The following is a 14,720-nucleotide window of genomic DNA, read 5'->3' on the forward strand; positions in this document are numbered from 1 at the left end:
CGGGCGCGCGGGCTCGCCCGGGCAGTGTGGACCGGTTGGAGATTGCAGTCCGAGAGCGAGGCGAGCGGTTCCGAGCATGAGTGCCTCTGTCTCCTGCGCCGGGTGGAGACCGGCGCCTGAGACCGCCGTGGAAGAGGTACGCAACGTGTGCCGAACGGCAGGGCCGCCGCGCTAGTGGGGCGCTAGCCAGCAGCTAGTCCGCAGCTAGCCGGCGGCTAGATTCTCGACGAACCGGCGACCGGCGATCTACGTCTGCGCGGACAGTCGGCGAACTGTGCTCAGGATGTCTATCGTCGGGCCCTGGCCTTGCCGCAGGCTCCGTTTCGGGCGGAATCAGGTCCGCCCGGACGAAAGGAAATCAGGATGAAGAATCTGTTCAAGGCCGCTGTGGTCGGCGCCGCCGTGATCGCTTCCGGTGCCGTGATGGCACAGCCGGCGATGGCGAGCAACCTCTCGTGGACCTTTGGCGACGGCGTCGTCTCCTATGCCGACAGCGGGAACAAGTTCTGCATTCGGGCGTACGACTCCGAGGGCGCCCGCCAGATCAAGGTGCTGTGGAGGCCCACCGGCACCAGTAACTCGGTCACCTTTACGGACAAGAACAACTACTACGGCCACTCGGGTGGCACCTGCTGGAACCTGACCAGCACGGAGAACGTCAGCATTACCCTCACCGCCTCGTCATACTGGGGCGAGCGCGGCACGTGGAAGGCTCAGGGGCACAAGACCATCACCACCTGACCACCTCCCGCACGCGGAAAAGCGCGCGGGGCCTGGTGCGGGTTCGGGGATCACCGGCGGTCTCCTCTGTGACAGAGAACGTGTTGCCTTCGATCCTGGAGGCGCCCGGCGGAACTGCCGGCGGGAATCAGGGAAGGATCTTGTATGTGACAGGGAATGGTCACTTCCCTGTCACATCGATGCAGGTGGCTTCTGCCTTGTGGCCTGCTTCCAGGTCAGCGACCCCGTGCCGTCTGGTTCCTGCTTGACCGCCCATGGCCTTGGCGCAGCCGGAGGATCGCCGTGGCGCTGAGCTACGTCAGGGCAACAGCGATGCTTCGGCCGCCGAAGAAGGTCGTGAACACCTCGATGGGCAAGATGGCGCGGCGGGCAGCCTCGGTGTGGCCGGTGAGCAGGACCAAGTGCCCGCCCCTGCCGAGGGTGGGCTGCTCGGGGAGGCGGATCTCCTTGTGGACCGAGGCCATGACCAGGTGGCCGTCGGCCAGCAGGCCCCCCGTCGGGGAATACCCCGGGCATCGGCAAGCCCCGGACTCCACCCGTGACCAGGCGCGGCCGCCGCTGTGCCCTTTCGGTGTGGCATTTAGGCATGGCTCCGCCCCTCTCGGTGCGCCGACATCGGAGACTCGGCCGTTGACGGGAGGGCCGCGGCGATGCAGTCGAGGACGCGCTGGAGTCCGTGCCGGAACTGGTCGTCGCGGCTCTGGTGCAGCCGGCGCGCCTCCATCACGATCTTGCTGAAGATCGGGTACTCCCCGCTCTCCAGCAGCTGCTCGACGCGCGGCCCGCTCCGCACCATCCATTCCGACTCGCTGAGCCCGCTGCGGCGGACCTCCTCGGCCCAGCCGATTTCCTCGCGGACGGCGCCCTCGACGTAGCCGTTCAGCATGGCCATGAGGCCGAGATTCTCGTCGATGGAGACGTGGGCGTCGAGGGCACCCATCACCCGTTCGATCACGAGCAGCTGGTTGGGGCCGAAGCTGGGGAGTGACCGCTGCACGGTGGCGATCCACGGGTGCCGCAGCCACATCGCCCGCAGCCCGTCGGCGTAGCGCGTCAGATCCGCGCGCCAGTCGCCCGAGGGCATGCCCTCGACGTCGATCTCACCCTGCAGCCGGTCGGCGATGAGCTCGACGAGGTCGTCTCGGCTCGGGACGTACCGGTAGAGGGACATCGCGCCCGCACCGATCTCGGCGGCGATCCGCCGCATCGTGGCGGCCTCCAGCCCCTCGGCGTCGGCGATCCGGATCGCCGCCTCGGTGATCTGCGCACGGCTGTAGGCCGGTTTCCGCCCATAGGCCGGGCGCTCGGGCCGCATCCAGATGTTCACGTACTCGGCGTCGGTCACCGTTCCACCCCTCCCGGTTGCGTACATAGTACCCATTCGCTTAGTCTGGCCGCCACGAACGCGTACAACGTACCCAATGGAGGGAACATGGCGGATCCGATCGTGGTCGCCGAGGGGCTGCACAAGTCCTTCGGCGGCACCCATGCACTACGGGGCCTGGACCTGAGCGTCCCGAAAGGAACGGTCTGCGGGGTGCTGGGGCCCAACGGCGCGGGGAAGACGACCGCGGTGCGCATCCTGGCGACCTTGTCCGACCCTGATGCCGGGCAGGCCCGCATCGCCGGACACGACGTCGTCCGCGAGGCCGGCAAGGTGCGCGAGCGGATCGGGCTCGCGGGCCAGTACGCCGCCGTGGACGAGAAGCTCACCGGTCGCGGCAACCTGCGCATGTTCGGGCGCCTCTACCACCTGTCCCGCCGCCAGGCGCACCAGCGGGCCGACGAGTTGCTGGAACGCTTCGGCCTGGTGGACGCCGCCGACCGCCCGGTCACCGGCTACTCCGGCGGCATGCGCCGCCGGCTCGACCTGATCACCTGCCTCATCCTGCGCCCCGACGTGCTCTTCTTGGACGAGCCCACCACCGGCCTGGACCCGCGCAGCCGCGGCGAGATCTGGGACAGCATCCGCGAGCTGGTGGCCGACGGCACCACGGTGCTGCTCACCACCCAGTACCTGGACGAAGCCGACCAGCTGGCCGACGACATCGCCGTCGTCGACCACGGGCAGGTGATCGCCACGGGCACGCCCGACGAGCTGAAGGCCACGATCGGCGACCACCTCGACATCACCCTCGAAGACCCCGCCGCACTGCCTGCAGCGGCGACCGTCCTGAACACCCTGGCCGGCACCGAACCCACGACGACCGACGCCGACCGGCTCAGCGTCGCCCTGCCCGCCACCGGCCTCCGCCTCGCCGACATCGTGCGCGAGCTCGACCACGCCGGAGTCGCCGCCGCCGACGTGAGCCTGCGCCGCCCCAGCCTCGACGAGGTGTTCCTGCGCCTCACCGACCGCAAGGAGCCCGTCCGATGACCGCCCTCACCCCACCGCTGAGCCACCGCCTGCGCTGGACCTTCGCCGACGGACTGACCCTGGTCGGCCGCGAGCTGGGCCGGCTACGGCAAGAACCCGGGCAGATCATCGCCGCGCTGATCTTCCCGGTCGTCATGGTGGTGCTGTTCGGGTACGTCTTCGGCAGCGCGATCCAGGTGCCGGGCGGCGGCGACTACCGCGAGTACCTCATGCCCGGCCTGTTCGCGATGGTGACCTTCTCCGCGTGGATGGGGGTCATGACGCGGGTGGCCACTGACGCCTCCCGCGGTGTGATGGACCGGTTCCGCTCCATGCCGATGGCGCGGTTGGCGGTGCCATTCGGGCAGACCGGCGCCGACCTGCTGACCGGCCTGCTGATGCTGGCCATCATGGTGGGCGCGGGCCTGCTGGTGGGCTGGCAGCCGCACCGCGGCCTGACCCCCACGGCCCAGGCGTTCCTGCTGATGATCGTGCTGCGGTACGCGCTGAGCTGGATGGGCGTCTATGTGGGCCTGGCGGTGAAGAACGACCAGGTCGCCGACGCGATGGTGCCGCTGGGCCTGCCGTTCACGATGCTGTCGAACGCGTTCGTCCCAACCGACGGCATGCCGGGCTGGCTGCGCTTCCTGGCCGACTGGAACCCGGTGAGCGCGCTCACCGCCGCCTCACGGGAGCTGTTCGGCAACCCGGGCGCCCCGTCCGGAAACGTGGCCTGGCCACTCGCGCATCCGGTGACCGCCGTCCTGCTCTGGTCGGCCGCGCTGCTGGTGATCTTCATCCCGCTGTCGCTCCGCGCCTACATCCGCAGAGGACGCTGAACGCTCCAGGCAGCTGCAGACCGCATGCACTCCTCCGATTAGTCATCGGTGGCTTGATCGCCGCGGTGGTCGCCGGCGCGGCGACCGCAGCCGTTGCCGCGGTGGGTGAGCTCGCCGGGATCAGCCTGGTTGTCGGCGGCGTGCCGATCCCGGTGTTCGGGTTCTCCGTGCTGACCTTCATCCTCTCCGTGGTGGGGTTGGTGCTGGCGCTGGTGCTGGCTCGCTCGGTTCGCCGCCCGCGCACGGTGTTCGTTCGTACCACGGTTGGCGCCTGATCCTTTCCAAAGGAGTTCGAGCTCTGCACCGAGGGCGGCGGCGTGGTCGCCCTGCGCACCTGGCAGCAGATCGAGGACCGCAACGCGATGCTGCGCAGCCGGACGGCGCTGCCATCCGAGGCCGAGGGTCACGCCGCCCATACCGCCCTCGCCCCGCCACAAGCACCTCTGAGGCAGCCGGCATGTGGCGCACGTCACGTGACTGCACGTGTCACAAGGAGTGGGCCACCGGGATCTCATGTCCGACCAGCTCAGCCAATGCAAAGGACCATGTCATGAACTCAGCACCTGAAACCCTTCGACGTGACTTCGGCGGCGACATCATCGAACCGGGCGCGGCCGACTACGCCGCGGCCAGTCGCTCGATACTGGCCTCCGGCAACCCGGCCTACGTGCTGCGTCCCAAGAGCGCCGCCGACGTGCAAGCCGCTGTCCGATTCGCCGCCGACGCGCGACTTGTGCTGTCGGTGCGTGGCGGCGGCCACTCCTTCGCCGGCTTCGGCACCAATGACGGCGGTGTGGTGATCGATCTCAGCGGGCTGTCGAGCGTGGAGGTCATCGACAAGGATCGGCACCTGGTGCGGATCGGCGGCGGCGCCACCTGGGGCCAGGTCGTGGCCGCGCTGGCTCCGCACGGGCTGGCGATCTCCTCCGGTGACACCAGGAGCGTCGGTGTCGGCGGGCTGACGTTGAGCGGCGGCATCGGCTGGAAGGTCAGGAAGTACGGCCTAGCGCTGGACAACCTGGTCGCGGCGAATGTGGTCACCGCCGGCGGGCAGCTCGTGTGCGCCAGCGCGACCGAGTACCCGGAGCTGTTCTGGGCGTTGCGCGGTGGTGGCGGCAACTTCGGTGTCGTGACCGCCTTCGAGTTCGCCGCCCACCCGACCACCGACGTCATCTTCGGCAAGATCACCTTCCCGGCCTCCGAGACGGCCGCGGTGCTGCAGGGCTGGGCGAACTACCTGCGTACCGCGCCGGAGGAGCTCACCTCCATCGCCACCCTGGCCAACCCGTTCGCGGGCGGCCCCGAGGCGCCGGTGGAGATCCAGGTCGCCTTCGACGGCGACGACCCCGAGCTCGCGGCCCAGGTCATCGACCCGATCCGGGCGCTGGGCACGGTGCTCTCTGACGATGTCACGCTCATGCCTTACGGCGACGTGCTCGTGGACGGCGCGACCCCGCCGCCCGGCATCCAGCTCGTCACCCGCAGCGCCTTCGTCGGACCTACGTCGGTGCCCGGCGCCCTGCGGACCCTGACCGAGATCGCGACGGCGCAGGGCTCGCCGGTCATCGCCATCCGCAGCGTCGGCGGCGCCGTCTCCCGCGTCCCCGACGACGCCACCGCCTACGCCCACCGCCAGGCGGAACTGATGGTCATCACCACGACCGTCGGCCCTGAGCCCGTCATCGCCGCCGGCCAGCCCGCGTTCGACGCGGTCTGGGGCAAGCTCGCCCCGCACGTCACCGGCGCCTACGCCAACTTCCTGACCACTGCCACCGACAAGGACGTCGCCGCGGTCTACCCGTCCGCCACCTACCAGCGGCTCGCGGCGGTCAAGAGCGAGTACGACCCCGCCAACCTGTTCGCCGCCAACCACAACGTGAAGGGTTCCAACTGATGAGCAAGGTCTGGTTCATCACCGGCTCGTCCCGCGGCCTTGGCCGCAGCTTCGCCGAGGCCGCCCTGGCGCGCGGCGACAAGGTCGCCGCGACCGCACGCGACGTCGCGAGCCTCGACGCGCTGACCGCCTACGGCGACGCGGTGCTTCCCCTCAAGCTCGACGTAACCGACAAGGCCGCCGTCTTCGATGCCGTGCGGCAGACCAGGCAGCACTTCGGCCGCCTCGACGCCATCGTGAACAACGCGGGTTACGGCCTGTTCGGAGCGGTGGAGGAGCTGAGCGACAAAGATCTGCGCGACCAGCTGGAGACCAACCTGTTCGGGCCGCTGTGGGTCGTCCAAGCGGCGCTGCCGATCATGCGCGAGCAGGGTGGAGGGCACATCATCCAGATCTCCTCCACAGGCGGCCAGGTCTCGTTGCCACTCGGCGGCGGGTACCACGCCTCCAAGTTCGCGCTGGAGGGCCTGAGCGACTCCCTGGCCCAGGAGGTCGCGGGCTTCGGCATCAAGGTGACGGTGGTCGAGCCCAGCTTCTACGCCACCGACGGGGCCGCCGGCGCCGTCAACTCAGCGGCCGACCCGCTCTACGACGGTGTCCGGGAGAGCTTCGTCGCGTTCGCCAAAACCCTCGACGTCGGAGACCCGGCCGCCGCGGGCCGAGCGCTGCTCAAGCTCGCCGACTCCAACGATCCACCACTGCGGGTGTTCTTCGGCACCGAGGGCCTACGGATGACCCAGCTGGCCTACGCCGACCGGCTCAAGCTCTGGGCCAAATGGGAGGACCTGTCAGCGGAGGCTCACTGACGCGGCGACGTCCGTGGCCCGCATGCGCTCCGCGGTGGGCCACGAACCGCGCCCGGCGGCTTCCGCGCCAGGTCGAGGTGGCCGAAGGCGATCTGACAGACCCCGACAGCGTACGGCCCGCGCTGCGCGGCGTCACCGGCGTGCACCTGCTGACCTTGGGCGACGACTGCTGTGGAACGGGCGGCCTGGCCCCGTGGAGGAGGCGTTCGAACGCGGCGACGGCGAATGGACGCGCCTGCAGCCGGTGGACTTCATGACCAACACACTCGCCCGCGGCGGGCATGGCGGCAAGGCGTACACGCTGACCGGGCCGCAGCCGTACACGGCCCGGCAGCGGCGCGACCCGCCACCGGAGGCCTACACGGTGGTGCCGACGGTGCGGGAGATCACCGGCCGGGAGCCGCGCACGTTCGAGCAGTGGGTACGGGGGCACGCCCGACACTTCACACCCTGAAAACGGTTGTCACCCCCGCATGCCATACTGAACCCTCCGAAAACCGGCCACGGAGGGCGACCAGCAGATGACCGCGGCAACCGACCGGCCGGCCCGCGAACGCTCCAGCCCGGCCTTCAATCTCCCCTGGGCGTTTCTCGCGCTGGTGGGACTGTTGGTGGCCGGCAGGTTCCTGCTCGCGCCACACCTGAGCGACCCGGCGCTGCAAACGTGGGCAACGGTGTTCGTGGCGGTCTGCGTGCAGGCGATCCCGTTCCTGGTGTTCGGGGTGGCGCTGTCGGCGGCGATCACGGCGTTCGTGCCCGCGTCATTCTGGACACGGGCACTGCCGCGCCGCCCCTACGCGGCGGTGCCGGTAGCGGGCATCGCCGGGGCGGTGCTGCCGGGCTGCGAATGCGCGTCAGTGCCGGTGGCCTCCGGGCTCATGGCGCGGGGCGTGGCGGCGCCGGCGGCGCTGGCGTTCCTGCTGGCCTCCCCCGCGATCAACCCCGTGGTGCTCGTGGCCACCGCCGTCGCCTTCCCCGGCGACCCGTCGATGGTCGTGGCCCGCTTCGCCGCCTCGCTGGCCGTGGCCGTGCTGGCGGGCTGGATCTGGGCGCGGCTCGGTCGCGCCGCCTGGCTGCCCGCCCCACGCCGCCACGCCGAACCAGGACAGGGCCGGTGGAGCGCCTTCCTCGACGCCATGTGCCACGACCTGCTGCACGCCGGCGGATACCTGGTCATCGGCGCCCTCGCCGCGGCGACGCTGAACGTGGTGATCCCCCGCGAATGGCTCACCGCGCTCGGCGGAGTACCCGTGGTGTCCGTGCTGGTGCTGGCGTTCCTGGCGGTGCTGCTGTCGATCTGCTCCGAGGCGGACGCGTTCGTGGCGGCCTCGCTCACGACGTTCTCACCGACGGCCAAGCTGGCGTTCCTGGTGGTCGGGCCGATCGTGGACCTGAAGCTGATCGCGCTGCACGCCGGCACCTTCGGCCGGGCCTTCGCCTGGCGGTTCCTGCCGCTCACGCTCGCCCTGGCGATCATCGTCAGCTTCGTCACGGGCTGGGCACTGCTGTGAGCCGCCAGGCCCAGGGGTGGCTGCTCGTGGTGCTCGGCGCGACCCTGCTGAGCGTGTCGGCGTTCTCGGCGATGTACGCCAACTACGTCAGAACCGGCTTCCGGCCCGCGCTCATCGCGACCGGCGCGGTGCTGATCGCGCTCGGCCTGGCGACCGCCTTCCGGCGGCGGCCCGGCCAGCACGCCCCCCGGGTGGCCTGGCTGCTCGCGGCGCCGGTCTTCGCGATCGTGCTGGTCGCGCCGCCCGCACTCGGCTCGTACGCGGCCCGCCGCCAAAGCGGCCCTCCCCCACCCGCGACCGCCTACGCCGGACCACCGGCCGCCGACCTGACCCTCGGCGAGTTCATCGGCCGCGCCTACGGCGCGTCCCTGGCCGGTCGGCGGATCCGGCTGACCGGCTTCGTCGTGACCTCCGGACGCGGCTGGCACCTGACCAGGATGCGGATCAATTGCTGCGCCGCCGACGCACTCCCCCTGGAGGTGACCGTCAACGGCGCGCCCGCCCCGCCCGAGGACTCCTGGGTACGCGTCACCGGCACGTGGGTGCCGTGGAAAGACGGGATCCCCTCCGACTACGTGCCGCCTGCCATCGCCGCGACCGAGGTCGTCAGGATCGAACCACCCGCCGAACCGTACGAGGAGCCCACGTGAACCGCTCCTCCCAGAGTTCGCTCCTGCTCCTGCTCGGCGGGGCGCTGCTGTGGATCTCCGTCTTCTCGGCCGACTTCGCCAACTACGTCAAGCCGGGCTTCCGGCCACTGTTGATCGTCGCCGGCGCCGTGCTCGCCGTCCTCGGCGTGGCGGTCCCGGCCGCGGAACGGCGGCGCCGACGCCGGACGGCGATCGCCCCGGCCCTGCTCGAGGAAGAGCTGCACCTGGCACGACTGCTCGGCCGCGACCCTGCGATCCCCAGCTCGCCGGCGGCCCACGCGGAACACCGCGAACAGGTCCGGGTGGCATGGCTGCTGGCCCTCCCCGTGGCCGTGATCTTCCTCATCGCACCGCCCGCGCTCGGCTCGTACGCCGTCCAGCGGGCCGAGCACGCCCCAGCCCCTCCCCCGCCGTCCGTCGTGGACGCCGAACTGCCACCGCTGAAAACCGGCCGGGTCAACGACGTGACCATCAGCGAGTTCGCCGGCCGCGCCTGGTCCGCGCCTGCCTCACTGAAGGGCAAAAAGGTGCGGCTGACCGGCTTCGCCGTGCCGTCGGCCGGCGGATGGCACCTCGCCCGCCTGCGCATCGCCTGCTGCGCCGCCGACGCCCAGACGATGAAGGTCACCGTCAAAGGCGCGCCCGCACCCGCGGCCGACACCTGGGTACGCGTCACGGGGACCTGGATCCCCGCCGCCGGGACGGCCGTGCCTGTACTGGCCGCCACCCAGGTGGAGCCGGTTGCCGCGCCGGGCGCACCGTATGAGTAACGACGCTCAAGCGAGCGCCTTTACATTGTAGATTTCTTGCGTCAGGCGCGAGGGACGAGTTTGAGCCGGTCCACCTTGCCGGTCTGGTTGCGCGGCACGGAGTCCACGAACGTGATGTCGCGTGGCACCTTGAACCCGGCCAGTTCCGCCTTGACCGCCTGCCTGAGCTCCTCGGCCGACAGCGCCGCCCCCTCCTCCAGGACCACGAACGCCGCCAGGCGCTGGCCGTACTCGTCGTCCGGTACGCCGAGCACGGCCACATCCGCGACGCCGGGCCGGCGGGCCAGGAGGTTCTCGACCTCCTGCGGGAAGACGTTCTCACCGCCGGAGACGATCATGTCGTCGTCGCGGCCGTCGATGAACAGCAGCCCGCTGTCGTCGCGGTGCCCCAGGTCGCCGGTGATCAGCAGACCGTCCGCGGCGCCGGTGAACGTCAGGCCGCCGGCCACGAGCACTCGGCCCACCTCGCCCGGCGGCTGCTCGGCGCCGTCCGGGCCCGCCACGCGGACCGTGGCGCCGCGTGGCGGCCGGCCGACGGTGCCGGGGGCGGCACGCAGGTCGGCCGGCGTGGCCAGGGAGGCCCAGCCGGCCTCGGTCGAGCCGTACAGGTTGTAGAGCACCTCACCATAGGCGTCCATGAAGGCGGTGCCCAGGGCAGGCGGGAGCGCCGAACCGCCGCAGAGCACCACCCGCAGGTCCGGCAGCGGGCGCGGCGGGCAGGCCAGCAGCCGCTTCAGCATGATCGGCACGGCCACCAGCGCACCGGCCCGCTCGGCGGCGAGTGCGTTGAGCACCGCCCCGGCGTCGAAGCGGCGCAGCAGGACGACTGGGCAGCCGAGCACCAGCGCGGCCCCGTACCAGAGCAGGCCGAGACCGTGGAACAGCGGCGGCGCGATGAGCAGGGGCTCACCGCTGCGCAGCGGCACGGTGGCGAGCATGGAGATGAACGGCTCGGCTAGCCCGGCCGGCGACAACGAGCGCGGCGCGCCCTTGGGCGTGCCGGTGGTGCCAGAGGTGAGCAGCACCAGCCGCCCGGCCCGGCGCGGCGGCTCGTGCGGGCCGGCCCCGCTCAGGCCGCCCTCGCGGGTGAGCTCGTCGAGGTCGGTGATGCGTGGGCCGGCGAAGTCGACCGGCGGCAGGTCCGGCGCCGCGATGAGCGCGTGCGCACCTTCGCGCCGCAGCACCTCCCGCAGCCGCGGCCCGGCCAGCCCGGTGTTGAGCAGCAGCAGGTCCGCACCCAGCCGCGACACCGCAGCGACCGCGGTCACGAAGCCGCGATCGTTGGGCCACATGACCGCCACCGTCCGCCCAGGACCCACACCATGGCGCCTGCGCAGGCCCGCGGCCAGCGCCGCCGCCCGCTCGTTCAGCTCGGCGAACGTGAGCGACCCCGCCTCATCCACGACGGCCCGCCGCTCCGGCCAGCGCGCCGCCGCCATGGCCACGCCCGCGGCGGGGCTCACGTGGAAGTGCCGGTACGCCTCCACCATGCGCGCCAGCGCGGCAGGCGGCACCGGCGCCAAGAGCCCGTTGCGGGTGAGCGTGACCACGGCCTCGATGCCGAAGCCACCCAGCTCCGCCAGCCTTCCGATCATCGGCGCACCCGGCCCTTCTCACGCAGGCCGTACGTGTACCCGCCCGCGCCGCCCTGGAACCCCTCCCCAGGCACGGGGGCCACCGGGCACCCGCCGCCCGGACGTGGCCGCGCTCTGCCCGCTCGTCACCCGGCGACCACCGCGGAAGCCCGGAGACCGAAGCGTTCGGCGAACGCCGACAGCTCATCACGTCGCGCCTGCGGCTCCGTGGCGGCAGGACTCACCACGATCCGGGTCACCCCCTGCCCTGCCAGCCTCTCGACATCCTCCTCGGTCATGTCGATCGCCCCCCACCGCGTGTACTCCAGCGCCTGCGGATCCCGCCCGGCCTCGACGGCGGCCGACCGGGCGAGTTCCCACTGCGCGGCCCGTTCCCTCGCGTCCAGCGCCCCACCGGGAAAGTAGCCGTCGCCGCGGCGCCCGGCCCGGCGCGCCGCCGCCCGGCTCGATCCGCCCACATGGATCGGCAACCGGGCGACCCCGTGCGGCTTGGGGAAGCTGCACAGGTCGTCGAAGGCGAAGAACTCCCCTGCGAAGCCCACGCCGTCCTCGCCGCCGCCCCACAGCAGCCGCAGCACGTCGATCGCCTCGTCGGCGCGCCGCCCCCGCGTGGCGAAATCCACCCCCACCGCCCGGGCCTCCCCCGGCAGGGCGCCCAGCCCCACGGTCAGCAGCCGCATCCGCCCCTTGGACAGCACGTCGACGGTGGCCAGGCGCTTGGCGAGGGTCACCGGATGGTGGTACGGCAGCAGCAGCACCGCCGTCCCGAGCAGGATCCGCCGGGTGGCCGCGGCGACGAAGCTCAGGCAGTCGAGCGGATCCACGTACGGCAGCGAGGGCGGGAGCGCGAAGGGCCCGACCTTGGCGCCCGGATACAGGACCACGTGCTCGGGCAGGTACAGCGACTCGAAGCCGCACTCCTCGGCATGCCGGGCGAACTCCACGATCCCCTCGGGATCGGCGCCGAAGTGGGCCGTGTTGTAGGTCGTCCCGAATGTCATCCTCATGCGCGCCTCCGGCGTTCCGGCAGTCAGGTCCCGGCCACGCTAGAACCCTGCCACCGGCGTCAAGGCAACCCCTCCGGCCTCGTCTTCACAGACGCTTGCGGCCCGGGAGTGAGGAGGGCTTTAATACGCCGAGCCCCGGCTGCCCGAAACCCCGTCGCCGATGAGGAGGCCACATGACTGTCCCCGCAGGTCAGCCCCGCCTCCGAGGCGTCGGAACAGTGACGTTAACGCTAACACCCGTCCATCCGACCCCATGAAACTTTCTTTTGCCCGCCGGGAAAGCGCTTACCACTTAGGAGAGGATCACGCGATGCGCTTAAGAAAGGCCGGCGCGGCCGTCGTGCTCGCCCTCGCAGCGGCGACCGCCACGACCGCAGCCCCCGCTCATGCGGCCCCGCCCACCAAGCAGATGGAGGACCTCGACCGCGGGCTGATCAGCGTGCGGTCGGGCTCAGGCAACCTCGTCTCCTGGCGGCTGCTCGGCACCGACCCCGACGGCGTCTCGTTCAACCTGTACCGCGGCTCCACCAGGGTCGCCACCGGACTCACCACGTCCACCAACTACCTCGACAACGGCGCCGCGGCCGAGGCCTCGTACACGGTCCGGGCGGTGGTCGGCGGCGTCGAACAGGCCGCCTCGCCCGCCTCGCTCCGCTTCACCGGCGGCTCGTACCTCGACGTGCCGATCCAGCCGCCCTCGGGCGGCACGACGCCGGACGGGGTCGCGTACACCTACAGCGCCAACGACGCCAGTGTGGGCGACCTCGACGGCGACGGCCAGTATGAGTTCGTCCTGAAATGGGACCCCTCCAACGCCAAAGACAACTCCCAGTCCGGCTACACCGGCAACGTGTACGTCGACGCCTACCGGCTCAACGGCACCCGCCTGTGGCGCATCGACCTGGGCCGCAACATCCGCGCCGGCGCGCACTACACCCAGTTCCAGGTGTACGACTACGACGGCGACGGCCGGGCGGAGGTCGCGATGAAGACCGCCGACGGCACCAGGGACGGCGCCGGCACGGTCATCGGCAGTTCGAGCGCCGATCACCGCAACTCCAGCGGCTACATCCTGGCGGGCCCTGAGTACCTGACCATGTTCAACGGCCTGACGGGCGCCGCGATGTCCACGGTCGGCTACGACCCGCCGCGCGGCACGGTCTCCTCCTGGGGCGACAACTACGGCAACCGGGTGGACCGCTTCCTGGCCGGCACGGCGTACCTGGACGGCGAACGCCCATCGCTGATCATGGCCCGCGGCTACTACACCCGCTCGGTGATCGCCGCCTGGGACTTCCGCAACGGCACGCTGACCAAGCGCTGGACGTTCGACAGCAACTCCGCCGGCTCGCAGTGGGCCGGCCAGGGCAGCCACAGCCTGTCCGTCGGCGACATCGACGCCGACGGCCGTGACGAGATCGTGTACGGCGCCATGGCCGTGAACGACAACGGCACCGGCATGTGGACCACGCGCACCGGCCACGGCGACGCCCAGCATCTGGGCGACTTCGACCCGGCCCGGGCCGGCCTGGAGTACTTCAAGGTCAGCGAGTCCACCTCTCAGCCCGGCTCCCTCTACATCGACCCGCGCAACGGCCAGATCCTGTGGTCCACCCCGGCAGGCAGCGACAACGGCCGCGGCGTGGCGGGCGACATCTCGACCGTCAGGATCGCGAGCGAGTTCTGGTCGGCCGCGGACGCGAACCTGCGCAGCGTCACCGGCAACACCGCCGGCCGCAAGCCCTCCTCCATCAACTTCCTCGCCTGGTGGGACGGCGACCCCGTCCGGGAGCTGCTCGACCAGACCAGGATCGACAAGTACGGCACCAGCGCCGACACCCGCCTGCTGACCGCGTCGGGCGTGCACTCCAACAACGGCACCAAGGCCACGCCGTCGCTGTCGGGAGACCTGTTCGGCGACTGGCGCGAGGAGGTCGTCTGGCCCACCAGCGACAACCGCGCGCTGCGCGTCTACGCCACGCCCACACCGACCGACCGCCGCATCTACACCCTGATGCACGACCCCCTCTACCGGGTCTCCATCGCCTGGCAGAACACCGCCTACAACCAGCCTCCGCACACGAGCTTCTTCATCGGCGACCGCATGCCCACTCCCCCCAGGCCGGACATCTACGTGAGGTGAGCTCACCCATTCCGAAATGATCTCCTGGGCCGTCAGCCGCGGCGGTGGGCCGTCCCAGCGCCGCGTTGACGGCCCGCCGCATCCGCTGCTCCGTCGCCATGAGATGGGCATAGACCTTCAACAGCAAAGCACCCCCGTCGGTGTGCCCCATCCATTCCGCGACGGACTTCGGCGCGTCAACGCATCCGGCGGAAGATCACCCTGGCCAAGCACCCCCGCAATCTGATGTCCGCCGCGAATGCGCCTCAGCAGCTCGGCCACCTGGCCGTCCGGCACGTGGCTGATAAAGGCCCGGTGTCGTGCCCGGCCCTGCGTGGTTGAGCAGGACTGCGATGGGGCGTACGTGACCGCGACGTGCGACGCGCCGCAGTGCAGGGAGGCACGGCGCCTGCCTCAGGAGGGCGTCAT

Annotated in this window: 15 protein-coding genes; 11 read left to right on the top strand and 4 right to left on the bottom strand. The window is 71.1% G+C overall.

The genetic code is table 11. The features are described from left to right. The first annotated feature begins 363 nt into the window (after positions 1-363). The gene (locus Q9G87_RS14745; protein WP_305916894.1) at positions 364-741 is read left to right on the top strand and encodes a hypothetical protein; all 378 of its coding nucleotides are present in this window, start codon (positions 364-366) and stop codon (positions 739-741) included. 293 nt (positions 742-1,034) lie between these two features. On the opposite strand, the gene Q9G87_RS14750 is transcribed toward Q9G87_RS14745, so the two are convergent. After that, the gene (locus Q9G87_RS14750) at positions 1,035-1,205 is read right to left on the bottom strand and encodes a hypothetical protein (protein WP_305916895.1); all 171 of its coding nucleotides are present in this window, start codon (positions 1,203-1,205) and stop codon (positions 1,035-1,037) included. A gap of 116 nt (positions 1,206-1,321) precedes the next feature. Next, positions 1,322-2,086: a TetR/AcrR family transcriptional regulator gene (locus tag Q9G87_RS14755; RefSeq protein WP_305916896.1), complete on the bottom strand. Its 765-nt coding sequence runs from the start codon at positions 2,084-2,086 to the stop codon at positions 1,322-1,324. An 87-nt stretch (positions 2,087-2,173) separates the two neighbouring features. Between Q9G87_RS14755 and Q9G87_RS14760 the strand changes: the two genes are divergently transcribed. The 9 genes from Q9G87_RS14760 (at position 2,174) to Q9G87_RS14800 (ending at position 9,567) form a co-directional block, all read left to right on the top strand. Beyond that, positions 2,174-3,118 (top strand): ATP-binding cassette domain-containing protein, encoded by a 945-nt coding sequence (locus tag Q9G87_RS14760; RefSeq protein ID WP_305916897.1) that lies wholly within the window; start codon positions 2,174-2,176, stop codon positions 3,116-3,118. Continuing rightward, complete coding sequence (locus Q9G87_RS14765) at positions 3,115-3,936, top strand: ABC transporter permease (protein WP_305916898.1); 822 nt, start codon at positions 3,115-3,117, stop codon at positions 3,934-3,936. Before Q9G87_RS14760 ends, Q9G87_RS14765 begins: the two co-directional genes overlap by 4 nt. A gap of 44 nt (positions 3,937-3,980) precedes the next feature. Continuing rightward, complete coding sequence (locus Q9G87_RS14770; RefSeq protein ID WP_305917268.1) at positions 3,981-4,211, top strand: DUF6069 family protein; 231 nt, start codon at positions 3,981-3,983, stop codon at positions 4,209-4,211. Positions 4,212-4,486: 275 nt separating this feature from the next. Further along, positions 4,487-5,830, top strand: coding sequence for an FAD-binding oxidoreductase (locus Q9G87_RS14775; protein ID WP_305916899.1), 1,344 nt, complete (start codon positions 4,487-4,489; stop codon positions 5,828-5,830). Then, positions 5,830-6,636, top strand: coding sequence for an SDR family NAD(P)-dependent oxidoreductase (locus Q9G87_RS14780; RefSeq protein WP_305916900.1), 807 nt, complete (start codon positions 5,830-5,832; stop codon positions 6,634-6,636). The genes Q9G87_RS14775 and Q9G87_RS14780 overlap by 1 nt, the downstream gene beginning before the upstream one ends. Positions 6,637-6,829: 193 nt before the next feature. After that, positions 6,830-7,090, top strand: coding sequence for a hypothetical protein (locus Q9G87_RS14785; RefSeq protein WP_305916901.1), 261 nt, complete (start codon positions 6,830-6,832; stop codon positions 7,088-7,090). A gap of 67 nt (positions 7,091-7,157) precedes the next feature. Then, the gene (locus Q9G87_RS14790) at positions 7,158-8,147 is read left to right on the top strand and encodes a permease (protein WP_305916902.1); all 990 of its coding nucleotides are present in this window, start codon (positions 7,158-7,160) and stop codon (positions 8,145-8,147) included. Further along, positions 8,144-8,797 carry a TIGR03943 family putative permease subunit gene (locus Q9G87_RS14795; RefSeq protein ID WP_305916903.1) on the top strand — a complete coding sequence of 218 codons (654 nt, stop codon included), beginning with the start codon at positions 8,144-8,146 and terminating at the stop codon, positions 8,795-8,797. Before Q9G87_RS14790 ends, Q9G87_RS14795 begins: the two co-directional genes overlap by 4 nt. Next, positions 8,794-9,567 (top strand): TIGR03943 family putative permease subunit, encoded by a 774-nt coding sequence (locus tag Q9G87_RS14800; protein ID WP_305916904.1) that lies wholly within the window; start codon positions 8,794-8,796, stop codon positions 9,565-9,567. The genes Q9G87_RS14795 and Q9G87_RS14800 overlap by 4 nt, the downstream gene beginning before the upstream one ends. A gap of 41 nt (positions 9,568-9,608) precedes the next feature. Here the strand turns inward: Q9G87_RS14800 and Q9G87_RS14805 are convergent, their stop codons facing one another. Next, a complete protein-coding gene (locus Q9G87_RS14805) occupies positions 9,609-11,162 on the bottom strand; it encodes an AMP-binding protein (protein ID WP_305916905.1) in 1,554 nt (517 codons plus the stop codon). A gap of 125 nt (positions 11,163-11,287) precedes the next feature. Beyond that, positions 11,288-12,169 carry a TIGR03619 family F420-dependent LLM class oxidoreductase gene (locus Q9G87_RS14810; RefSeq protein WP_305916906.1) on the bottom strand — a complete coding sequence of 294 codons (882 nt, stop codon included), beginning with the start codon at positions 12,167-12,169 and terminating at the stop codon, positions 11,288-11,290. Between the two features lie 310 nt (positions 12,170-12,479). Between Q9G87_RS14810 and Q9G87_RS14815 the strand changes: the two genes are divergently transcribed. After that, complete coding sequence (locus tag Q9G87_RS14815; RefSeq protein WP_305916907.1) at positions 12,480-14,312, top strand: rhamnogalacturonan lyase; 1,833 nt, start codon at positions 12,480-12,482, stop codon at positions 14,310-14,312. The last annotated feature ends 408 nt before the right edge of the window (positions 14,313-14,720 follow it).

Source organism: Nonomuraea turcica (genome assembly GCF_030718205.1).
GTDB lineage: Bacteria > Actinomycetota > Actinomycetes > Streptosporangiales > Streptosporangiaceae > Nonomuraea.